The organism is Actinophytocola sp., assembly GCF_049647105.1.
Classification (GTDB): Bacteria; Actinomycetota; Actinomycetes; order Mycobacteriales; family Pseudonocardiaceae; genus Actinophytocola.
This window is the reverse complement of record NZ_JBARWZ010000031.1, coordinates 1-20,969: the sequence shown is the minus strand read 5'-3', so window position 1 is coordinate 20,969 and position 20,969 is coordinate 1. Positions and strand designations below refer to the sequence as shown.

The window sequence follows — 20,969 nt, the reverse complement described above, 5'->3', positions numbered from 1 at the left end:
CCTGATCAATGCCGGTGCGCCTCAGGTGCGTGGGTGGCGCAGGCCCGGGTGGCCCTCCGGGAGCGACCTGCGCAGGACCACCGCGCTCGCGGCCAGTGTCGCCGCCACCAACGGCCAGCTCAGCGCCACTCGTGCCACGCCGAGGGCCACCACCCAGCCCGACCACCACAGCATGCCGAACACCACCACGCGCACCGTGTACTGGCCCAGCACCCACACCCAGCTCGCGTTGCCGTACGCGCGCACCAGGTCCGGGTCCCGCCGCCACCGCGTCTTCTGTCCCAGCACGAGGCCGACCACCACACCCAGCAGCGGCCAGCGGACGAGGATGCTCAGCGCCCACGCGAGCGCGCTCGCCACGTTCGACAGCAGCTGGATGAGGAAGAAGTCCTCCGCCCGGCCGGTCCGCAGCGCCACGAACGCCGCCAGCGACACCGCCGCCACGCTCGCCACCGACGCCGTCACCCGCCGCCCTCTGGCAAGGCGCCAGATGCCGACGCCAACGCCGGCCGTAATCGCCGCCGCGGCGCCCCAGCCGATCGAGCGGCCGCTCACCAGCCAGCCGACGACGAACACCGCGGGCGGGATGCTCGCGTCCAGCGCACCACGGCGGCCGCCCAGCAGTTCCCGCAGCGGCAGCTCACGGGTGTCGGTTGGCCGGTCGGTCACCAGTCAAGCCTGCCTCATCGCCATTGCGTAGGCCAAGCGGACACCAGTCCGGCGGAGGCGACAACTCGCGTGGTTGTCAGCGATCTCACAACGCCTGCCCGCGGCAGAGGCCGAGCGGCGCGAGCACATCGCCGCCCCGATGCTCGACGCGGCCGGGTGCAACGAGACCCTCGCGAGCGTCGCCCCGCTGTCCACCTACCGGCCGGTGGAAGCACGGCGGACGCGGTGACCGCGGTCGTGGACGGCACCTCGTCGAGGCGCACACCGACAGCTGGTCCGAACTGGACAGTCGGCTCCACGGGTGGTCGTACGCGACCTCGTTGGTCCTCACGACCCGAAAACTGTTCGCTCTCAAGGGTTTCCAGTACCCGAAGCTCGCGGACCTCGACGCCATGCGGAGCCCCGGGTCGACGAGGCGCTGTCGACAGAGGACGCCGCATCGGGCTCGACCGAACGAAGTACCCGGACATTTGGTCAAGGGCGGTTCCGAACCAGGTCTCCTGGTGCTGGACCATTTGGCACGCACGGCAAACGGGCGTACGGTCGTCGCGTCTGTAACGCTGTCCGACCCGGATGGTGCGCTGGCCCTGCCGCCGCGACCGAAGCACTCGTACTGGTCCGAGGAGGCATCGAGTCGGCCCCGCCCTGATCACGCTGCGCAGCCGGTTGTCGCCCCGCATATCAACGGTGGCGTAGGTAGGGAATTAGGCGGCATCCTGGCGGTTTAGAAGATATAAACGGGGGCGCGCACTAGGGAGGGGTGGTCGCCGTGCGACGGGAGTGGAGTAGTTGGGTTGCCGTTGGGGACAGCTTTACCGAAGGTTTGAGCGACGAGGCACCTGACGGGACCTACGTGGGGTGGGCCGACCGCCTGGCCGCCGCCCTCGCTGAACGCAGTCCCGGTTTCCGGTACGCGAATCTGGCTCTGCGGGGGAAGATGCTCCGCGAGATCGTCCAGGAGCAGGTGCCGATCGCGGTCGAGGTGAAACCCGACCTGGTCACGATGTGTGCGGGCGGCAACGACCTGATCGTGCCCGGCAGTGACGTCGACGCGCTCGCGGACGTGTTCGAGGGGGCGGTGGTGGCGCTGCGGGCGGCGGGGTGCGAGGTCGTCGTGTTCACCGGCCCGGACCCGCGCAGCCAGCCGGTGGTGCGGCGGGTGCGCGGCAAGGTCGCGATCTACAACGCGAACCTGCGGGCGATCGCGGACCGGCACGACACCATGATCGTCGATCTGTGGGCCATGGCGCCGCTCGGGGACGGCCGCGCATGGAGCGACGACCGGCTGCACTTCTCGCCGGAGGGCCACCGGCGGATCGCGCTGCGAACCGCCGAAGTGCTGGACGTGCCCGTGACGGAGGACTGGCGCGAGCCGTTGCCGCACGCCGAACCGCTGCCGTGGCTGCAGTCCCGGCAGGCCGACCTCACGTGGACGCGCACGCACCTGCTGCCGTGGGTGCGCAGGCACCTGCGTGGTGAGTCCATGGGTGACGGGCTCCGGCCCAAGCGGCCCGAACTGGCGCCGCTGTCGACCTCGGGCAAGGCGGGCGGGAGCAGCCGCGCGGCGCGGTAGCAAGCAGACCGGCCGGCACCGTCCCCCAACAGCGCCGGCCGGATCGCTTGGGCAGCACACCCCCACGTTGGTAGTGCCGCCCGAGTGCTCCCGTCAGGCTCCGGGACGTCGAGCACCCGGCGGGCAGCCTGCCACTTGATCACCCGAAACGACTAACTGTTCGCTAAACGCCAGGGGAACCTAGACCACCAGACGGACCAATCTGCTCAGCGCCGCGGGCCCAAGGGCCCGCGTACCCTCGGAGAACTGGGCCGCGAGACGCGCGAGGGCGACGACCTCCTCGTCGCCATCCGTCCCCGACTCGACCACCGCGAGCAGGTTCGCCCACTCCTGGTCGATCCAGTCGACGGCGTCATGTGCCGTCCTCATCGGCGAGCCTGCCGGATCCGCCGGCACCACGCCGTCCGGCCGCAGCAGCCCGCGGGCGGTCCGCGCGCCAGCCAGGTAGTACCGCAGCAGTCGCCGCCAGGCCGCCGCTCTGTCCACTTCGGACATCTCGTCCTCGGCAAGCGCACAGGCGTGCAGCCGCACCAGGTCGTGCATGAGGAACACGTCGCGACTCGTCTCGGTGACCACGAACGACGCGGCGAGCGCGCGGAGCCTGCGCCTGCACTCGTCGACGTCCTCGCCGCTCAGCGCGGCGACCGGATGCGGGCCGATCCGCGTGCCGGGGAACAGCCCGAGGTGGCGGACGGTCTCGGCCAGCTCCGGGCGCAGGCTGCGGTAGGTGACATCGAGCGCGGCACGCACGCTGGTGTCCACGTCGTCCAGGTCCAGCGCGGACAGGCGGGACCGCTCGTCGGCCAGCTCCGCCACCAGGTCCGCGACCGTCCACTGTGGATTACCGGCGAGGCGGGCGGCCGCGATCCGCAGCGCGAGCGGCAGGTGCCCGCACAACCGCGCGAGCTTGCGGCGCTGTTCCCGGTCCCTGCCGTGCGCCGGGGTGCCCGCCATGTGCTCGATCAGCCGTTCCGCGGCGTCGGCCGCGAGCGTGCCGAGCGACAGCAGCCGCGCGCCGGTCCGCGCGACCAGCCCGTCGAGCCGGATCCGGGACGTCACCAGCACGAACGACGACGACGCGGCGGGCAGGAGCGGGTGGATCTGCTCCGCGTCGCGGGCGTCGTCCAGCACCACGAGCACCCGGCGGTCCGCGAGGATCGACCGGTACAGCGCGGCCCGGTCGTCCAGCTCGAACGGCACGTCGTCGACGCCGACCCCGAGCGCGAGCAGGAACTGGGTGAGTACGTCCTCGGCCCGCACCGGCGCGTGCTGCGGGTCGAACCCACGCATGCTCGCGAACAGCTGGCCGTCCGGGAACGCCTGCGCGACCCGGTGCGCCCACAGCACGGCGAGCGCGGTCTTGCCCACCCCCGCCTGCCCGGCCAGCACGCCGATCGCCGCGGTCTCGTCCGGCGGCAGCAGTCCGGTCAGCCAGTCCAGTTCCTCGTCCCGGCCCGCGAACCCGGACGGTGCCCTCGGCAGCTGCGCGGGCACCAGCACGCCGATCCTGGGCGTGAGCACGGGTTCCGGCGACGGCTCCAGGAGGCTCGAGTCGTCCCGCAGCACCCGCGCGTGCAGCTCACGCAGCTGCGGGCCGGGATCCATGCCCAGCTCCTCGGCCGCCCGGTGCGCGAACCGCTGGTACACGTCGAGCGCGGTGGCCCGCCGGTTCGCCCGGTACAGGGCCAGCATGAGCTGCGCGACCAGCCGCTCGCGAAACGGTTGCGCGTCGATCAGCCGGGTCAGCTCGCCGATCACCTCGCGGTGGCGGCCAAGCTCCAGCTGCGCGTCGAACAGCGCCTCCAGGATCGCGAGCCGCAGCTCGGTCAGCTCCGGCGCGGTGAGCCTGCCGCCGAGGTCGGCGAGCGCGGGCCCGCGCCACAACGCGTTCGCCGCCCGCAACAACTCGGCGCGGCGCGCGGCGGGCTGCTCGCGAGCCTTCGCGAGCAACGACCGCGCGACGGTCACGTCGATCAGCGACTCGTCGACGACGAGCCGGTAGCCCGGTGCCGTGGTGACGATCAGGGCGTTGACGCCGGCTTCCGCGATCCGCTGCCGCAGGCGAGAAACGTAGCCCTGCACCATCGTCCGCGCGCTGGCGGGCGGTTCGTGGGCCCACAGGACATCCACGATCCGGTCCAGTGACACCACCTGGTTGGGTTCGAGTGCGAGCATGGCGAGGACGCCACGCATCCCGGCGCCGCCGAGCGGCACCGCGTTCTCACCGACCACCAGCTGCACGGGGCCGAGCAGGCAGAACCGTGCGGCGGACGGATGCTCCGCTGCCATCGGACCACCCCCAGTTGTCCCCGGCGCAGGTTGCCGGGGTACTGCATCTTGCACAACTTACGGCGCCGGGGATGACGAGCACGACCTCCCCGTCGCGCTCGTCACCCGTTCGGCTCAGCGCCGCAACGCGACTCCGTCACGGTTCGCGATGAACGGCGGTCGCGGCTGTCCGCCCGCGAACGGCACGCACAGCTTGTTCTCCACGCTCGAGTACACGACGTGGATGTTGGTCTGCGGGAACGGGGTGATGTTGTCGGCCGAACCCTGCATGGTGTTCGCGTCGAACACGAGCACCGAACCCTCGGCGTCGGTGAACCGTTCGATGCCGTACGCGGCGGCCAGCCTGGTCAGGTGCTCCTGGCCGGGCACCCCGCCGGAGCCGTGCGGCGTCGGGACGAAGGTGCGGTGGCTGCCCGGCATGGCCATCAGCTCGCCGGTCATCTCCTGCTGCCCCGCCAACGGGATCGACACGCTGACCGCACGCGGCGCAGGCATGCCGTCCTCGGCGTGCCACGTCTCGAACGGCGAGTGCCAGTACGTGCCCTTGCCGTGGAACCCGGGCAGGTACTCGATGCGGGACTGGTGGATGTACACGTCCGAGCCCAGGATCTGACGCGCCCGGTCGAGCACCCTCGGGTCGCGGACCAGCTCGGCGACCAGGTCGCTGACCACGTGCACCTCGTAGATCGCCCGGACCTCACCATCGTCGGCACGCAGCGCACGCACGTCGTCGGCGGTGGCGGGGTCGGCCGCGAGCCTGGCCAGCTCGTCGCGGTACGCGGCGACCTCGGCCGGGCTGAACAGGTCATGGTGGACCGAGTAGCCCCTGGCGTGGTGGGCGGCCACGGTGGCGCGGTCGATCGGACCGGCCCCGGTGAAGTCCCACACGCTCGGGTCCGCGCGGTCGATGAACTCCGGGTCGTCGTCGATCCTCGTGGGATACCGGTCGACGACCGCGGTGGCGGTGAGCGTCATGCGCTCTTCTCCTCCACGATCAGGGGGTAGACACCGTCTTCGTCGTGCACTTCACGCCCGGTCACCGGCGGGTTGAACACACAGACCGTGCGCATCTCCGTCTTCGGGCGCAGCTGGTGGTGGTCGTGCTCGTTGAGCAGGTAGAGGCTGCCGGGCCGCAACTGGTGGGTCTCACCGGTGCCCTTGTCCAGCAGCTCGCCCTCGCCCTCGACGACGAACACCGCCTCGATGTGGTTGGCGTACCAGAAGTCGTTGACCGTGCCCGCGTAGAGCGTGGTCTCGTGGACCGAGAAGCCGACGCCCTCCTTCGCGAGCACGATCCGTTTGCTTCTCCAGTTCGGTGTCCTGATGTCCCGGTCGGTGTCTTCCAGATCCCCTACGTTGCTGACGATCATCGTGTCTCCTCCCCTACGCGCACACCGCGCGCACCGCGTCGGACAACATGTCGAGCCCCGTGGCGAGCTCTTCATCGGTGATCGTGAGTGGTGGCATGGCCTTCGCGACCTCGCCGTCCGGGCCGGAGGTCTCCATCAGCAGCCCGCGCTCGAACGCGGCGCGGCAGACCCTGCCCGCCAGCTCGCCGGTCTCGAAGGCGAGCCCTCGGGCGAGGCCGCGGCCCTTCGCGTGCATCGGCGTGCCGGGGTACTGCTCGGCCAGGCCGGTCATGACGCGGCCGACCTGCTCGCCCTTCGCGAGGGTGCTCTTCTCGAGCTTGTCGTCGGTCCAGTAGGTGCGGATCGCCTCGGTGGCGGCGACGAACGCGGGGCTGATGCCGCGGAACGTGCCGTTGTGCTCGCCGGGCTCCCACACGTCGAGCTCCGGGCGGAGCAGCGTGAGGGCCATCGGCAGCCCGAACGCGCCGATCGACTTGGACAGGCACACGATGTCCGGGACGATGCCCGCCGACTCGAAGCTGAAGAACGGGCCGGTGCGGCCGCAGCCCATCTGCACGTCGTCGACGATCAGCAGGATGTCGTGGCGCTTGCACAGCTCGGCCAGGCCGCGAAGCCACTCGTCGCGGGCCGCGTTGATGCCGCCCTCGCCCTGCACGGTCTCGACGATCACCGCGGCGGGCTGGTTGAGGCCAGAGCCGGGGTCGTCGAGCAGCCGCTCGAACCACAGGAAGTCCTCGACCTGGCCGTCGAGGTAGTTGTCGTACGGCATGGGCGTGGCGTGGACCAGCGGGATGCCCGCACCGCCGCGCTTCATGGAGTTGCCGGTGACCGACAGGGCACCGAGCGTCATGCCGTGGAAGGCGTTCGTGAAGTTGATGATCGACTCGCGGCCGGTGACCTTGCGAGCCAGCTTCAGCGCGGCCTCGACGGCGTTCGCACCGGCCGGGCCGGGGAACATGATCTTGTAGTCGAGCTCCCGAGGCTTCATCACCACGTCGGTGAAGGTCTCGAGGAAGTCCCGCTTGGCCACGGTCTGCATGTCCAGCGCGTGGACGACGCCGTCACGCTGGAGGTAGTCGATGACGGCCCGCTTGAGGACCGGATTGTTGTGCCCGTAGTTCAGTGCTCCCGCGCCCGCGAAGAAGTCGAGGTACGCGTTGCCGTCCTCATCGTGCAGCCACGAGCCGGTGGCGCGGTCGAACACGACCGGCCAGCCGCGGCTGTAACTCCGCACCTCGGATTCAACGGTCTCGAATACGTTCACTGTGTTCTAAACCTGCTTCCCCGGATTTTTATCTCTTCGTGACTTTTCTTATGCGGCCCGTGCGTCGCTGAACGGACCGATTCGGTACAGCACTTCGGTTTCATGGTCGTCCGGGAACTCACCCGCCGCGAACTCGCCCGCCACGCTCATCTCGGCACCCCACCGGTCGGCGAGTGAGCGGAACAACGCGTTCGACGCGTCGTTGCCGGGTGTGATCGTGGTCTCCATGCGCCGCGCCCCGGTCCTGCGCACGAGGGCGTCGAGCAGAGCGGCGGCCGTACCCTTGCCCCGCTGACCGGCGTCGACCGCGATCTGCCACACCACAACGGTGTCCTGGGCCTGCGGACGCAGGTAGCCGATGACGAAGCCCACCACGTCATCGCCGACCCGGGCGACCGCCGAGGTGGCCGCGAAATCGTGACACCACAACAGATACGCGTAGGATGAGTTCAGATCGAGCTTTCCGGAATCCCGCGCGATGCGCCAGATTGCTGCTCCGTCCTTTTTGGACGGACTGTCGATGACTCGTTCCGACATACTTAAAGAACGTAACAGAGAATCTTCTTCAGCTCAGATGAACGAATGCAATCCCGTTCCTCACCTGCGGAATCGAGATTTTTACTGTGAGATTGTCCACGGTGAGGTTGCGATCATGGTGCAAAATATGATATATAGCGCCTGGTGAGTACAAGGATCTTCCTGGTCGACGACCACGAGATCGTCCGCCGCGGTGTGGCGGACCTGTTCGATGACGAGCCTGACCTGGTGATCGTCGGCGAGGCCGCCACGGTGGCCGACGCTCTCCGCCGCATCCCGAACCACGACGTGGACGTTGCCGTCCTGGATGTCCGCATGCCGGACGGCAACGGTGTGGAGTTGTGCCGGGACCTTCGCTCTCAGTTACCGGAGCTGCGCTGCCTGATCCTGACGTCCTATTCGGACGACGAGGCCCTGCTGAACGCGATCATGGCGGGGGCGTCCGGTTTCGTGTTGAAACAGGTGGTGGGGAACGACCTGATCAGCGCCGTCAGGAAGGTCGGCGCCGGCGAGTCGCTACTGGACGCCAAGACGACGGAGGCGCTGATGAAGCGCATCCGCCAGGGCGAGAGCAACGGCCCGCTGGCCGGGCTCACCGACCAGGAACGAGCCGTGTTCGACCTGGTGGGCGAGGGTCTGACCAACCGCCAGATCGCCACCCGGCTGTTCCTGGCGGAGAAGACGGTCAAGAACTACGTGTCCCACATCCTCGCGAAGCTCGGCATGCAGCGAAGGACACAGGCGGCCGTACTGGCGGCGGAACTGAAGAGTCGCAAACCAGACCACCACTGAGCCCCTACAGCACTGAAGGGCCCTGACGCACCGAAGGGGGGCCCTTCAGTGCTGTTCGACGCGACCAGCCCTACGGACCAGCCAGCGGGGCGCGCCACGTCAGCCTCGTGCCACCCTCGGGGCCCGGCACGACCACGGACATCCCGCCGCACTTCGCCGCCCGGCGCTCCACCCCGAGCAGCCCGCTCCGCGCGACGCCGAGCGGCATCCCCACCCCGTCATCGACGACATCGATGATGAAGTCCGCGCCTGCCTCGACCGTCACCACGATCGACCCCGCATGGGAGTGGCGCACGGCGTTGCTCACCGCCTCCCGCAGCACCGCGGTCGCGTGGGCGGCCAGGGGCTCGGGGACCAGCGTGTCGACCGCGCCGGAGATCCGCACCGACGGCGTCACATCCGAATCGACCGACAGCTCCTCCACGATGTCCAGCAGCCTGCGGCGCAGGCTGGTGGAACCGTCAGTGCCCGTCGTGTGGAGGTCGAAAATGGACGTCCGGATCTCGCGGACCGTCTCGTCCAGCTGCTCCACCGCCCGGCTCACCCGCCTGCGCACTGTCGGGTCCGTGATCCGGCGGACCGTGCCCTGCAGGCTCATGCCCGTCGCGAACAGGCGCTGGATCACGTGATCGTGCAGGTCGCCCGCGATGCGGTCGCGGTCGGCGAGCACATCCAGCTGCCGCTGCGCGCGGTGCTTCTCGGCCAGCTCCAACGCGAAGGCGGCCTGGTCCGCGAACGACGCCAGCAGCGGCACGTGCTCGCGCGGGAACCGGGGCCCGCCGGTGGAACGCATGGCCAGCAGCACCCCGGTCACGGTGTTGCCCGCGCGGAGCGGCACCGCGACCGAGGGCCCGAACGTCAGGCCCCACGTCGTGGGCACCATCGTGGCCAGGTCGCCGATCATCTCCGGGCCCTGCATGTCGAACATGCTCGCGACCAGCGGCTCGGTGACGGACAGGGCGGCGCCGATCAGGTCGGGGCCGCCCTCACCCGCCGCCGCGCGGACGACCACCCTGGCACCGTCGGACAGCAGCAGCAGCGCGCAGTCCGCCGCCGACAGCTCACACGCACGCGACGCGATCAGCGCCAGCGCGTCCTGGCTGGAGCCGCCGCCGAGCAGGTGCGTGTTGACCTCCCGCGACGCCGCCATGAACCGCTCACGCAGCAGCGACTCCTCGAACAGCCGCGCGTTCTCGACCGCGACCCCGGCCGCGGCGGCGAGGCCCTTGAGCACGATCTCGTCGTCCTCGGTGAACTCGCCGGTGTCGCCGCGCTTCTCGGTCAGATAGAGGTTGCCGAACACCTCGCCGCGCACCCGGATCGGCTCGCCGAGCACCTGGCGCGGCGGCTGGTCGGCCAGTTCGCCGAGGGGGTGCGGGTTCTCGATCACGACCCCGCGCCTGCGCTCGTCGTCGGCGCTGACGTACACGAACTCGGACAGCAGCTCCTGCTGGTCCGGGCCAACCACGCCCAGCGCGCCGTATCGGGCATCGACCAGTTCGACCGCGGTGCGCACGATACGGTTCAGCGTGCCCTCGAGCTCAAGTCCGGCCCCGACCGCGATCACCGCGCCGAGCAGGCCCTGGAGTCGGTCACGCGACTTCGCGGTCTCGGTCAGCCGCGACTGGAGGGCGAAGAGGCCGTCGAGGGGCCGCCCATCCGGACGTGTCCGGTCAGGCTGGTGCGCGCGAGCGGAAGATCGCGCCTGCTCAGCTGACATGGCATCCCCGCCTGGTCCGTTGGATCGGCAAACGGGCTATCGGTCGGATACGACTGTGTGTTACTCACTGTATTTCCTACCTCCTCCGCGGGGGTTAGGCCACCTGAGCCAACTTGTCGGGTGGCCGACCGCCCCGGCCCACGCCAGGCGGCCACTCACCGTGTCCACCCTGGACGGTGGGGAGCAGGGCAGAAAGACCCTGCACGGTTCAGGTGCTTGGCCTCTTGCGCCGCGAGCCCGCCAGGCCGATGCTTCGGCACTGGGAAGGGCACAAGGAGGTGTACCGCGTGGGTGACCTACCACCGTGCCTTACCGAGTTGTCCCGGCCGGAGTCGCTGCGCCTGCTCGAAGAGGTGCCGTTCGGCCGGATCGTCTACACGGTCCGGGCGCTGCCCGCGATCGTGCCAGTCCAGCATCTGGTCGAGAACGGCATGGTCGTCGTGCGCAGCCACGTCGCGGGCGACTGCGCGGGCTCGGTCGTCGCGTTCCAGGCCGACGGCTCCGATCAGGACAACCTGCTCGGCTGGAGCGTCACGGTGACCGGCGTGGCGCGGCGGGTCGTCGACGCCGACGAGATCGCGCACTACGAGTCACTGATCGCCCCGCTCGTCGACATGGGGAACGTCGAGATCATCCGCGTGTTCCCGGAGATCATCACCGGCTATCGGATCTCGTTGCGCGGCTAGCCCGGCGAAGACCCGCGCCAGCACCCGCTTCCGCAGGCCGGCTGGCCAGCCGGCACGCAACGCGCCGGCAGCGGTGGCCGTCAGCAGCGCCAGCACCTCGTCGAGGCGCACGTCCGCGCGGATGGTGCCCGCCTCCTGCCCCGCCGTCAGCAGCCCGCCGACCGTGTCACCGAGCGCGGCGACCGGCCCCTCGACCCCGACCGCCACGCCCTCCCGCGCGAGCAGTTCGACGACGACCTTCTTCTCGGCGGCCGAGGTGACCACGCGGGTGAAGAACGCGAACAGGTCGGCGTCACCGGCCGAGGTGAGGTCGGCGAGCAGGTCCTTGAGGCTCGCGCCGAGCAGGTCCTGCTTGGTCGGGAAGTGCCGGAAAACGGTCCCGATCGCGACCCCGGCCCGCGCCGCGATCTCCTCGGTCGACGCCGCCACGCCGCGTTCGGCGAAGACCTCGGCCGCCGCGTCGAGAATCCTGGCCCGGTTGCGGCGCGCGTCCGCCCGCAACGGCTTGCTTGACAAAGTGAGTCTCCACTCATGATGCTGAAACGGAGTCAGCACTCATCTTAGGAGGCCAACCATGACCACCGCACGCGACGTGTTCGACCGCTTCCGGGAGTACGTCCTCGGCGAGGTCCCCCACGACCTGTGGGCGCAGGACGTGGTGATCGAGCTGCCCTTCGCGGCAGGCGGCCCGTCCCGGATCGAGGGACGCGACACCTTCCTCGAGCACACCTCGGGCAGCCGCGAGGCGCTGCCGGTGCGCATCGAGGAGATGCGGGACGTGACCGTCCACGACACGACGGACCCGAACAAGCTCATCGTGGAGTACACGCTCGCCGGCACGATCCTCCCGACCGGCGAGAAGGCCAGCGCGCCGTTCATCGCCGTCATGGAGGTGCGCGACGGCCTGATGACGCGGTGGCGCGAATACCAGAACACCGCACTGATGACCGAGAAGCTCGAGGGGATCGCGAACTAACCCACCACGGCCTCGACGCTGCCCAGCCGTCCTACGCTCGCGACCAGCACGTCGCCCGCCCTGGCCAGGCCGACCGACGCGAGCGGCGGCGTCACCACGATGTCGCCCGCGCGCAACGAACCGAGCGCGGCGATCGCGGCGGCGGGGTGCCCCTTGGCCGCGCCCGCGGCGGTCGCGACCACCTCGCCGTTGAGCTCCAGCACCACCCCGAGCAACCGGAGATCGACGGGCGGGACCGGCACGGGACTGCCGAGCACGTGCGTGTCCCCCGCGACGATCGCCGGGCACAGCGCCCGCGTAGCGGCGAGGATGTCCTGCACCGTCACACCGTCCGCTCCACCATCCGCTCCACCATCCACACTGGAACCCAAGACGAACGCGATCGCCGCGGCCGCGGGGCCTTCCGCAAGCGTGCCAGGGGAAAAACGTGCCGCGTTCATGCCACCACCCGCACCGTCACCGCACCCAGTGCGTCGAACTCCGCCCGGAACACGTCACCTGCCTCCATCGGCACGGCCGCGTGCAGCGCGCCGGTCATGATCAGGTGTCCCGGCTCGAGGAAGACGCCGACCTCGCCGAGCGTGTTGGCGAGCCACGCCACCACGCGCAGTGGGTCGCCGAGCGCGGCCGCACCCGCACCGGTGTCGACGACGGACCCGTTGCGGGACAACACCATGCCGACCATCCTCGGGTCCACATCGGACAACGGGACCAGCCTGCCGGAGGTCGCCACCGCGCCGTTGGAGGCGAGGTCGGCGATGGTGTCGGCGAGCCCGATCCGCCAGTCCTCGATGCGCGAGTCCACGATCTCCACCGCGGCGGCCACCCCGGCCACCGCCTGCGCCGCGTCCAGCACGTTCACGCCCGGCCCGCGCAGCGGCTCGCCGAGCACGAACACGATCTCCGCCTCGATCTTGGGCTGGATGTACCGGCTCATCGGCACCTCGGCGCCGGACGAGTACACGGTCGAGGCCAGCACCGGGCCGTAGTCGGGCGAGTCCATGCCGATCAGCCGCTGCATCGGCTTGGACGTCAGCCCCACCTTGTGCCCGACGATCCGGTCGCCGTCGGCCAGCAGCAGCCGCACCAGCTCCTTCTGGACCGCGTACCCGTCGGCGGCGCTCAGACCCTTGCCGAAAGGTGGGATGGGCACCCGGCTTCGCCGTGCCTCGTAGAGCTGTCGTGCCGTGACCTGCGGATCCATCGCACCTTCCCGGGTCGGGCCAGCACCAGCCACACGGCCACCGCGCAGCCGGCCAGCCCGGCCACCGTGGTCCACGCGATCGGGTCGCCGAACATCAGCAGCGCCCACACCATCGTGGTGGGCGGCGTCAGGAAGAGCAACGTGCTGGCGCCGGTCGCGCCGAGCGCCCGGAGCGTGAGCAGGTAGCAGCCGTAGCCGCCGAACGTCGAGAGCACGACCACCCAGGCCACCGCCCACCAGAACGCGGGCGTCGCGGGCGGCACGAGCCGCCCGGTGGTCGCGGCGGCGGCCACGAACACCGCGCACGAGGTCAGGCAGTGGATCGTCAGCTGGTCGAACGGCGCGGTCGGGAGCGCCCACCGCCGCTCGAGCAGCGTGCCCGCCGACAACGCGAGCATGCCGCCGCCGACCAGCAGGTAGCCGAGGACGTGCCCGCCACCCTCGAGGTCGCCGGCCACCACCACGGCGACGGCCGCGAGCCCGGTGGCCAGGCCCGCCCACTGCCTCGGCCGCACCACCTGCCCCAGCACCGGCCCGGCCAGCGCGCCGACGACCAGCGGCTGCATGACCGCGATCAGCGCGGCGATCCCCGCGGGCACCCCGAGCCCGACCCCCGTGACCACACCCGCGAGGTACAGGGCCTGGCACAGCAGCCCGAGCAGCACCTGCCGCCGCACCTCGAACGCCGTCAGCCGGGGCCGTCGCACCGCGAGGAACAACCCGAGCAGCACCGCGACCACGAGGTAACGCCAGGCCAGCAGGGTGTCGGCGGCCGCGTGGGCGGTGCCGAGCCGCGCGCCGACGAACCCGCTGCTCCACATCACGACGAGGCCCGCCGCGGCGACCGCTGTATGTCTCATGCGGATAGGTAAACATACAGGTCGGTATACTGTCAGTATGCTGTCCCGACCCATGACACCGGCGGGCGAGCGCCTGCTCGCCACCGCGAGCGAGCTGTTCTACCAGCGCGGCATCCACGCGGTGGGCGTCGACCTCATCGCGGAGTTGGCAGGCACCACGAAGAAGACGCTGTACGACCGGTTCGGCTCCAAGGACAACCTGGTCGCGCTGTACCTGCGGACGCGGTTCGAGCGGTGGCGTGCCTTCGTCGACGAGCGGCTCGCGGCCGTCGAGCCCGGTCCGGCCCAGGTACTGGCCGCGTTCGACGTGCTCGCGGAGTGGCTCACGGCCAACACCTGCGGGTGTGCGTTCGTCAACGCCAACGCGGAGATCGGCCGCTCCGGCCACCCCGGCGTCGCGGTGATCCACGCCGAGAAGAAGTGGATGCGTGAGCGCTACGAGGCGCTGGTCCGAGACGCCGGACTGCCCATGGCACTGGGTGGTTACCTGCACCTTCTGCACGAGGGTGCGATCGTGGCGCGGACCGCGGGCACACAGGAAGACGCGGTGGCGGAAGCGAAGTCAGCGGCACGGGAGTTGCTCGGCACGGCCTGCTGAGTCAGCCACCGATCTCGTCGACGTGGGCGATGTTCGCGCGGTCGCCGGGTTCGGCGCTCGGTTCGCCCGCGAACCAGCCGTCGAGGATCTCGGTCAGCAGCGGCGCGCTGGTCAGGCGCAGCGACAGCGCCAGCACGTTCGCGTCATTCCACCTGCGGGCGCCGAGGGCGGTCTCCGCGTCCGTGCACAACGCGGCCCGCACGCCCGGCACCTTGTTCGCCGCGATCGACGCGCCCGTGCCAGTCCAGCAGCAGACGATCGCCTGGTCGGCGTGGCCATCGGCGACCGAGCGGGCGGCCGCCTCGCTCGCCCACGCCCAGTCGGCGCGCTCGTCAGGGTTCAGCGCGCCGTGCGGCACCGGCTCGTGCCCCCGGGTGCGCAGCTCGTCGACGACGGCCTCGGCGACCCCGACCAACTCGTCCGCGGCGACAGCGATTCTCATGCCACGAGGCTACGGAACATGACGTGCAGCCCCACATAGCCCTTCTTCGCGTGGCGGAAGGCCTCGGGGAGCGTCGCCATGATCTCGAAACCCAGTGATTGCCACAGTTTCACCGCCACCGTGTTGGTCGACACGACCGCGTTGAACTGCATGGCACGGAACCCGTCGGCGCGTGCCTGGTCCAGGACGTGCTCGCCGAGCGCCCGGCCGACGCCCTTGCCGCCGTGGTCCGGCGAGACCATGAAGCTCGCGGTGCCGATGTGCGAGCCGGGGCCGAGATGGTTCGGGCCCATCTTCGCGGTGCCCATCACCGTGTCCCCGTCGACCGCGACGACCGTCCGGTAGGGCAGCGCGCCCGCCATCCACATGCCCCGCGCCACGTCCTCGGTGACGTCGGCCGGCCAGGTGTAGGTCTCCCCCGCGCGCACGATGTCCCGCTGGAACAGCCAGATTCCCGCCCAGTCCCCGGCTACCGCCTCCCTGATCTCCATGCCACCAGGCTAGTGCTGCACCTAGTTCAATCTCCACACGATTGGGGCGTTACCGGCCAGTTGGCTTTTCCACCCGGGACCACCACGTCCACTGTGGAGCCATGAACCTCACACGGATTGTTGCGACAATGCTGGCCGTTGCCTTGCCATTCACAGTGACCGGCGTCGCGAGCGCGAACACGGACACCAGCGCGAGCGCCCGCACGTCGTTGACACTCGCCGTCCAAGGACCGGGGAAGGTAATCGAGATCGTCAAGCTGAAGTGCGACCCGGCAGGCGGCACGCACCCGAACGCCTGGTCGGCGTGCGCGGAACTCCGCATGGCCCGCGGGAACTTCAACAGACTCGCCAACCAGCAGGAGCCGGTGGCCTGCACCATGGAGTACCTGCCGGTGGTCGCGAAGGCCATCGGCCGGTGGCACGGCAAACGGGTGGCATGGACACACCGGTTCAGCAACCCCTGCGCGCTACACGCGGCGACCGCCACGGTCTTCCTGTTCTGACGGGCGACCGCCACTGTCTCAAGTGGACTGATCGACCGCCGGGCCACGTCGTCAGGTGACGGGGACGATGCGTGCGCCGAGCAGGGTGCCGTCCTCGATGTCGAGGAGACCGATGGTGCCGCGTGGCTGACGGCGGCGGTCGGTCGGCGAGCCGGGGTTGAAGATCCGCACGTCCGCGCCGGTGACGTCCATCGGGATGTGCGAGTGACCGAACACGACCAGGTCGGCGTCCGGGAAACGTCGGCGCATGCGGGCAGGTCGACCGTCGGCCTGCCCGCTGTCGTGGATCATGGCGACCTTGAGTCCCGCGAGGTCCACCTCGAGCGTCTCCTGCGCACCCCACGCGACCACGTCCGGCCCGTCGTTGTTGCCGGCCACGACGTGCACGGGCGCGAACCCAGCCAGCTCGTCGAGCACGCTCGGCACGCACACGTCACCGGCGTGGAGGATGACGTCGGCGTGCGCGAGGTGCTCCGCCACGGCGGGCGGGCAAGTCTTCCACCTGCGCGGTGCGTGCGTGTCCGCGAGCACGACAACTCTCAATTTCACTGCTTCCTTATATACGATGACGGGGTGCATGCCTTCGACGTCCTCGGTGACCCGGTTCGGCGCCGGATCCTGGAACTCCTTGCCGACGGTGAACGCGCCGCGGGCGAGGTGTCCTCGGTCGTGCAGGACGAGTTCGGCATTACCCAGCCCGCGGTGTCCCAACACCTGAAGGTGCTGCGTGAGAACGGCTTCGCGAGCGTCCGGGCCGAAGGCACCCGCCGCCTGTACGCGGTCTCGCCGGAACCCCTCCGGGAGGCCGACCAGTGGCTGTCCAACTTCCGCCGCTTCTGGACCCCGCACCTGAACGCACTGGCCACCGAACTGGCCCGCGGCAAACGGGACCGCCGCCGGGCAGCGGAACCCGGCCCCGAGGACTGACCGCGCGAGTCCCCCACGCCGAACCCGGCAGGGGGACTCGCGGGGTCAGCCGACCAGGACCGGGAGCGTTTCCACGCCGTAGACGATGGAGACCTTGCGGTAGTTCAGGTCTTCCGACTGGGTGGCAAGACGGAGCTTCGGGAAGCGGCGGACCAGCGCCGGGTAGGCCGCGCGCAGCTCCATCCTCGCCAGCTCCGCGCCGATGCAGCGGTGGACGCCGTAGCCGAAGGCCAGGTGGCTCGTCGGGGCACGGTGCGGGTCGACGGTGTTGAGGTGCTCGCCGAGGGCGGGGTCGCGGTCGGCACCCGCCAAGGAGACGATCACCACATCGCCCTTGTTGATCTGCTCGCCGCCGACCTCGACGTCCGCGCGGGCGAACCGAGGGAAGGCGACCTGGACCACCGTCAGGTGGCGCAGGACCTCCTCGACGAACCCGTGCACGGCCGTGTCGTCGTCGTGGACCAGCTTGAACGTGTCGGGGTCCTGCAGCAGCACCACCGCGCCGAGCGCCAGCATGCTCGCCGTCGTCTCGAACCCGCCGGTCAGCACCCCGTCGGCGAGGCCGGCCAGCTCCTGGTCGCTGACCTGGTCGCCGTGCTCCTTGATGATCATGCCGAGCAGACCGTCACCCGGCTCGGCACGTTGCTTCTTCACGACCTCGGTCAGGTACGCGAGCGACTCCGAGATCGCGCCGAGGGAGGCCGTCGCGCCGCCGAACAGGTCGAAGCGGGCCATCGACAGGCGCTGGAAGTCGTCCCGGTCGTCGTAGGGGACGCCGAGCAGTTCGCAGATCACGAGGCTCGGAATCGGCAGCGCGAAGTGCTCGACCAGGTCGACCGGGCCATCGGCGGCGGCGATCCGGTCCAGCTGCTGGTCGATGATCGCCGTGATGCCCGGGGTCAGCCGGGACAGGCGGCGCATCGTGAACTCCGGCGTCAGCAGCTTGCGCAGCCGCGTGTGCTCCGGCGGGTCCGCGAAGCCGAGTCCGCCGGGGCTGTGGCTCGCGGACGCGCCGTGCTCGCCGACCAGGTTCGCGAAGTCGTTGCTGTAGCGCTTCGCGTCCGCGAGGACGGTCTTCGCCTCCTCGTACCCGGTCACGAGCCACACGTTCACGCCGAACGGGATGGGCAGCTTGCTCACCGGCGCCGTCTCCCGCAACTGTGCGAGCTCGGGTATCGGGTCGAGGCCGTCGCGGCGCAGCGGCATCAGCGCGCTGTCCGGCAGCAGCGCCATGTTCGACAGGTCAAACCCCTTCTTGGACTGCCGCGCGAGATACCAGCGCGTCGCCCAAGCCATGATCCTTGAGCGCATGCTCACCATGGCGAAACCCCCTAACTCAGTACGCCAGCGAGCGTAGCCGCCCAGGTGAGCGGCCGGACGGCACGGCCCGACTGGTAAACGAACCGTCACCCGGCGTACGATTTCACAAAGTTGTAAAACTTCTGACCTATGGAGATGTTGATGTCCGGGGTGCGCTTCACCGAGGACCAGTCGACGAACCTCGCCACCTTGTACGGGCGCGCGCTGGACGCACGGGCCGCGCACCCGGTGCTCGGCGACCCGACCGCCGAGGACGCGGTGCGCCGCATCGACTACGACTTCGGCAAGTTCAGGATCGGCCCTGCCGAGGCCTTCGGGATCGCGTCGCGGGGCAAGGTGTTCGACAGGGTTGTCCGCGAGTTCATCGCCGCCCACGAGGAGTGCACCGTCCTGCACCTCGGCGCGGGCATGGACAGCCGTGTGTTCCGGCTCGACCCACCGCCGACCGTACGCTGGTTCGACGTCGACTTCCCGGACGTCATCGACCTGCGCGCACAGGTCTACCCCAAACGTGCCAACACCACCATGGTCCCTTCGTCGGTCACCGAGACCGCCTGGCTCCAGCGGGTGCCCGCCGACCGGCCGACGCTGGTGGTGGCCGAGGGCCTGACCATGTACCTCGACCCAGCCGCCGGGCTCGAACTGTTCCGGAGCGTCGTCGAGCGCTTCCCGTCCGGCGAGGTGTTCACCGACGCGTACAGCAAGGCCGGTATCCGCCTGCAGAAGACGAACTCCGTGGTGCGCCGCGCGAAGGCCACCCTGAGGTGGGGCATCGATCCGGCGGATCTGGAGGAGGCCGGGCTGACGCTGGTGTCGGTCCAGTACGCCGAGGCTTTCGTCCCCGACGAGGACTGGCAGTACCTGCCCGCGTGCCAGCGCGTGCTCTACCGGGGGACGCTGCGGATCCCGCTGCTGAGGAAGATGGGGAAGCTGCTGCGCTACCGGTTCTGATGACCACGGAAACGACGGTAGAGAGATCGCCGGGGTGGCGTAATGAGGGAGACCCCCGATTTACCCTGAGGTTCTCCGCAGCAGGTACTCCCGCTCCGGGATGCTGAACGTGTGTTTCGCGGCCGCGCGGTAGTGCTCGCGGGCCAGCTCGTGCTCGCCTGCGAGGTCGAGCAGGTGCGCGCGGACCGCGTCCAGCCGGTAGTGGCCCGCGACCCTCTTGTCGTCGTCGAGCGACGCCAGCAGGTCAAGCCCTGCGCCCGGCCCGTGCACCATCGCGGTCGCGATCGCGCGGTTCAGCGTGACCATCGGGTTCGGCGCCATCCGGTCGAGGATCTTGTACAGGACGAGGATCTGGCGCCAGTCGGTCTCCTCGGTGCTCGGCGCCTCGTCGTGGATGGCGGCGATCGCGGCCTGCAGCTGGTAGGGACCGGGCGCCGAGGTGGCGAGGGTCGCACTGACCAGCGCGACACCCTCCTTGATCGCCGCCTGGTCCCAGCGTGCGCGGTCCTGTTCCTCGAGCGGCACCAATGCGCCATCCGGTGCGGTGCGGGTGGCCCGGCGCGCGTCGGTGAGCAGCATCAACGCCAGGAGCCCGGCCACCTCGCCGTCGCCGGGGACGAGCCTGCGCACTTCGCGGGTCAGCCGTATCGCCTCCCCGGTCAGCTCGACCCGCTGCAGGTCGGGACCGGAGGTGGCGTTGTAGCCCTCGTTGAAGATCAGGTACAGCACGTGCAGCACAGCGGGCAGCCGCTCACGGCCGTCCGGGAAGCCCATGCCCTTGATCTTCTGCTTGGCGCGGCTGACGCGCTGCGCCATCGTGGCCTCGGGCACGAGGAACGCGCTCGCGATCTCCGAGGTGGTGAGGCCGCCGACCGCCCGAAGCGTCAGCGCGACCTGCGACGGCGCGGACAACTCCGGGTGACAGCACAGGAACAGCAACCTCAGGGTGTCGTCGACGTGCCGGTTCAGGTCATCGGCTTGGGCAGGCTCGACGGAAACGGCCAGCTCACGCTGCCGCCGCGCCGCCTCGCTGCGCCACTGGTCGGTGAGCCGCCTGCCTGCGACCGTGACCAGCCAGCCCGAGGGCTCGGCCGGGATGCCCTGCTCAGGCCACTGGACCGACGCGGCGAGGAGCGCCTCCTGGACGGCGTCCTCGCACGCGTCGAACTGCCCGTGCCTGCGGACGAGCGTGCCGAGAACCCGGGGCGCGAGACCGCGCAACAGGTTCTCGATCTCACTCACAGGTCGGCGCCCGCCGAGAACATGACGGGCCGGATCTCGACGGCGAGGCCCTCGAACTTCGTGTCGGGGATGAGCTTCGCGATCTCGACCGCGCGCTCCTCGTTCTCGCAGTCGATCAGGTAGAAGCCGCCCATGAACTCCTTGGCCTCGATGAACGGCCCGTCGGTGACGGCCGGCACGTCACCGGTCCCGCGCACGACCTTCGTGGTGGCCGGGTCGGCGAGTGCCTGGGTGAGGATGAACTCACCGGACTCCTGGATGGTCTTCAGCAGCTCGCCGTGGCCGTCCATGATCACGGACCGCTCCTCCTCGGTGAGCGCGTCGAGTACCGCGGGGTTGATCTGCATGATGAGCAGGTACTTCATGGTGTGCTCCTCAGGTGTCGGCGCCCGTCCCGGCGCGAGTCCACGGTTCAGAACCCGCGAGTCCACGGTTCAGAACCCGCGAGTCCACGGTTCAGGACCCGCGAGTCTGCCTTTCAGAACCGCTGAGTTGACGGTTCACGCACCCCGGGAGGTGTCCCGAACCACCAACTCGCCGGTTCCGAACCGTGGA

26 protein-coding genes are annotated in these 20,969 nt (G+C 70.0%); 9 read left to right on the top strand and 17 right to left on the bottom strand.

Annotated elements, in window-relative coordinates:
* Nucleotides 1-21 precede the first annotated feature (21 nt).
* Nucleotides 22-669: a DUF3159 domain-containing protein gene (locus WBA97_RS04475; protein WP_424229389.1), complete on the bottom strand. Its 648-nt coding sequence runs from the start codon at nt 667-669 to the stop codon at nt 22-24.
* Nucleotides 670-742: 73 nt separating this feature from the next.
* Here WBA97_RS04475 and WBA97_RS04470 point away from each other — a divergent pair, with 73 nt between their 5' ends.
* Nucleotides 743-898 carry a hypothetical protein gene (locus tag WBA97_RS04470; protein ID WP_424229388.1) on the top strand — a complete coding sequence of 52 codons (156 nt, stop codon included), beginning with the start codon at nt 743-745 and terminating at the stop codon, nt 896-898.
* Between the two features lie 540 nt (nt 899-1,438).
* On the top strand, nt 1,439-2,242 hold the full coding sequence (locus WBA97_RS04465; RefSeq protein ID WP_424229387.1) for an SGNH/GDSL hydrolase family protein: 804 nt from the start codon (nt 1,439-1,441) through the stop codon (nt 2,240-2,242).
* A gap of 180 nt (nt 2,243-2,422) precedes the next feature.
* On the opposite strand, the gene WBA97_RS04460 is transcribed toward WBA97_RS04465, so the two are convergent.
* The 5 genes from WBA97_RS04460 to ectA all read right to left on the bottom strand — a co-directional run bounded on the left by WBA97_RS04460 (nt 2,423) and on the right by ectA (nt 7,702).
* A complete protein-coding gene (locus tag WBA97_RS04460; RefSeq protein ID WP_424229386.1) occupies nt 2,423-4,531 on the bottom strand; it encodes a BTAD domain-containing putative transcriptional regulator in 2,109 nt (702 codons plus the stop codon).
* A 114-nt stretch (nt 4,532-4,645) separates the two neighbouring features.
* Nucleotides 4,646-5,506 carry a phytanoyl-CoA dioxygenase family protein gene (locus WBA97_RS04455; protein WP_424229385.1) on the bottom strand — a complete coding sequence of 287 codons (861 nt, stop codon included), beginning with the start codon at nt 5,504-5,506 and terminating at the stop codon, nt 4,646-4,648.
* Nucleotides 5,503-5,901 carry an ectoine synthase gene (locus WBA97_RS04450; RefSeq protein ID WP_424229384.1) on the bottom strand — a complete coding sequence of 133 codons (399 nt, stop codon included), beginning with the start codon at nt 5,899-5,901 and terminating at the stop codon, nt 5,503-5,505. Before WBA97_RS04450 ends, WBA97_RS04455 begins: the two co-directional genes overlap by 4 nt.
* 13 nt (nt 5,902-5,914) lie before the next feature.
* On the bottom strand, nt 5,915-7,165 hold the full coding sequence (gene ectB, locus WBA97_RS04445; RefSeq protein ID WP_424229383.1) for a diaminobutyrate--2-oxoglutarate transaminase: 1,251 nt from the start codon (nt 7,163-7,165) through the stop codon (nt 5,915-5,917).
* Between the two features lie 48 nt (nt 7,166-7,213).
* Entirely contained in the window at nt 7,214-7,702 is a 489-nt protein-coding gene (gene ectA / locus WBA97_RS04440; protein ID WP_424229382.1) for a diaminobutyrate acetyltransferase, read from the bottom strand.
* 144 nt (nt 7,703-7,846) lie between these two features.
* Between ectA and WBA97_RS04435 the strand changes: the two genes are divergently transcribed.
* Nucleotides 7,847-8,494 carry a response regulator gene (locus WBA97_RS04435; RefSeq protein ID WP_424229381.1) on the top strand — a complete coding sequence of 216 codons (648 nt, stop codon included), beginning with the start codon at nt 7,847-7,849 and terminating at the stop codon, nt 8,492-8,494.
* A 70-nt stretch (nt 8,495-8,564) separates the two neighbouring features.
* On the opposite strand, the gene WBA97_RS04430 is transcribed toward WBA97_RS04435, so the two are convergent.
* A complete protein-coding gene (locus WBA97_RS04430; protein ID WP_424229380.1) occupies nt 8,565-10,214 on the bottom strand; it encodes a GAF domain-containing protein in 1,650 nt (549 codons plus the stop codon).
* Nucleotides 10,215-10,501: 287 nt separating this feature from the next.
* Between WBA97_RS04430 and WBA97_RS04425 the strand changes: the two genes are divergently transcribed.
* Nucleotides 10,502-10,900 carry a pyridoxamine 5'-phosphate oxidase family protein gene (locus WBA97_RS04425; RefSeq protein WP_424229379.1) on the top strand — a complete coding sequence of 133 codons (399 nt, stop codon included), beginning with the start codon at nt 10,502-10,504 and terminating at the stop codon, nt 10,898-10,900.
* Here WBA97_RS04425 and WBA97_RS04420 read toward each other — a convergent pair.
* Nucleotides 10,805-11,416: a helix-turn-helix domain-containing protein gene (locus WBA97_RS04420; RefSeq protein WP_424229378.1), complete on the bottom strand. Its 612-nt coding sequence runs from the start codon at nt 11,414-11,416 to the stop codon at nt 10,805-10,807. The genes WBA97_RS04425 and WBA97_RS04420 overlap by 96 nt on opposite strands.
* Before the next feature lie 58 nt (nt 11,417-11,474).
* Here WBA97_RS04420 and WBA97_RS04415 point away from each other — a divergent pair, with 58 nt between their 5' ends.
* Nucleotides 11,475-11,876, top strand: a complete 402-nt coding sequence (locus WBA97_RS04415; RefSeq protein ID WP_424229377.1) for a nuclear transport factor 2 family protein — start codon at nt 11,475-11,477, stop codon at nt 11,874-11,876.
* On the opposite strand, the gene WBA97_RS04410 is transcribed toward WBA97_RS04415, so the two are convergent.
* The 3 genes from WBA97_RS04410 to WBA97_RS04400 all read right to left on the bottom strand — a co-directional run bounded on the left by WBA97_RS04410 (nt 11,873) and on the right by WBA97_RS04400 (nt 13,940).
* On the bottom strand, nt 11,873-12,202 hold the full coding sequence (locus WBA97_RS04410) for a hypothetical protein (protein WP_424229376.1): 330 nt from the start codon (nt 12,200-12,202) through the stop codon (nt 11,873-11,875). The genes WBA97_RS04415 and WBA97_RS04410 overlap by 4 nt on opposite strands.
* Nucleotides 12,203-12,312: 110 nt before the next feature.
* Complete coding sequence (locus tag WBA97_RS04405; protein WP_424229375.1) at nt 12,313-13,029, bottom strand: 2-keto-4-pentenoate hydratase; 717 nt, start codon at nt 13,027-13,029, stop codon at nt 12,313-12,315.
* A complete protein-coding gene (locus WBA97_RS04400) occupies nt 12,999-13,940 on the bottom strand; it encodes a DMT family transporter (RefSeq protein WP_424229374.1) in 942 nt (313 codons plus the stop codon). The genes WBA97_RS04405 and WBA97_RS04400 overlap by 31 nt, the downstream gene beginning before the upstream one ends.
* Before the next feature lie 37 nt (nt 13,941-13,977).
* Between WBA97_RS04400 and WBA97_RS04395 the strand changes: the two genes are divergently transcribed.
* Nucleotides 13,978-14,538: a TetR/AcrR family transcriptional regulator gene (locus WBA97_RS04395; RefSeq protein WP_424229373.1), complete on the top strand. Its 561-nt coding sequence runs from the start codon at nt 13,978-13,980 to the stop codon at nt 14,536-14,538.
* Between the two features lies 1 nt (nt 14,539).
* Here WBA97_RS04395 and WBA97_RS04390 read toward each other — a convergent pair whose 3' ends face one another.
* Nucleotides 14,540-14,980, bottom strand: a complete 441-nt coding sequence (locus tag WBA97_RS04390; protein WP_424229372.1) for an RpiB/LacA/LacB family sugar-phosphate isomerase — start codon at nt 14,978-14,980, stop codon at nt 14,540-14,542.
* A complete protein-coding gene (locus tag WBA97_RS04385) occupies nt 14,977-15,471 on the bottom strand; it encodes an N-acetyltransferase family protein (protein WP_424229371.1) in 495 nt (164 codons plus the stop codon). The genes WBA97_RS04390 and WBA97_RS04385 overlap by 4 nt, the downstream gene beginning before the upstream one ends.
* A 128-nt stretch (nt 15,472-15,599) precedes the next feature.
* Here WBA97_RS04385 and WBA97_RS04380 point away from each other — a divergent pair, with 128 nt between their 5' ends.
* Complete coding sequence (locus tag WBA97_RS04380; RefSeq protein WP_424229370.1) at nt 15,600-15,974, top strand: SSI family serine proteinase inhibitor; 375 nt, start codon at nt 15,600-15,602, stop codon at nt 15,972-15,974.
* 51 nt (nt 15,975-16,025) lie between these two features.
* Here WBA97_RS04380 and WBA97_RS04375 read toward each other — a convergent pair whose 3' ends face one another.
* On the bottom strand, nt 16,026-16,523 hold the full coding sequence (locus tag WBA97_RS04375; protein ID WP_424229369.1) for a metallophosphoesterase family protein: 498 nt from the start codon (nt 16,521-16,523) through the stop codon (nt 16,026-16,028).
* Nucleotides 16,524-16,547: 24 nt separating this feature from the next.
* On the opposite strand from WBA97_RS04375, the gene WBA97_RS04370 reads away from it, so the two are divergent.
* Nucleotides 16,548-16,901 carry an ArsR/SmtB family transcription factor gene (locus WBA97_RS04370; RefSeq protein WP_424229368.1) on the top strand — a complete coding sequence of 118 codons (354 nt, stop codon included), beginning with the start codon at nt 16,548-16,550 and terminating at the stop codon, nt 16,899-16,901.
* A 45-nt stretch (nt 16,902-16,946) separates the two neighbouring features.
* Here the strand turns inward: WBA97_RS04370 and WBA97_RS04365 are convergent, their stop codons facing one another.
* On the bottom strand, nt 16,947-18,221 hold the full coding sequence (locus tag WBA97_RS04365) for a cytochrome P450 (protein WP_424229367.1): 1,275 nt from the start codon (nt 18,219-18,221) through the stop codon (nt 16,947-16,949).
* A 141-nt stretch (nt 18,222-18,362) separates the two neighbouring features.
* Here WBA97_RS04365 and WBA97_RS04360 point away from each other — a divergent pair, with 141 nt between their 5' ends.
* On the top strand, nt 18,363-19,172 hold the full coding sequence (locus WBA97_RS04360; RefSeq protein WP_424229366.1) for a class I SAM-dependent methyltransferase: 810 nt from the start codon (nt 18,363-18,365) through the stop codon (nt 19,170-19,172).
* Nucleotides 19,173-19,232: 60 nt separating this feature from the next.
* Here WBA97_RS04360 and WBA97_RS04355 read toward each other — a convergent pair whose 3' ends face one another.
* Both WBA97_RS04355 and WBA97_RS04350 read right to left on the bottom strand, forming a co-directional pair.
* Entirely contained in the window at nt 19,233-20,414 is a 1,182-nt protein-coding gene (locus WBA97_RS04355; RefSeq protein WP_424229365.1) for an RNA polymerase sigma factor, read from the bottom strand.
* Nucleotides 20,411-20,779, bottom strand: a complete 369-nt coding sequence (locus tag WBA97_RS04350; protein ID WP_424229364.1) for a YciI family protein — start codon at nt 20,777-20,779, stop codon at nt 20,411-20,413. The genes WBA97_RS04355 and WBA97_RS04350 overlap by 4 nt, the downstream gene beginning before the upstream one ends.
* Nucleotides 20,780-20,969 lie beyond the last annotated feature (190 nt).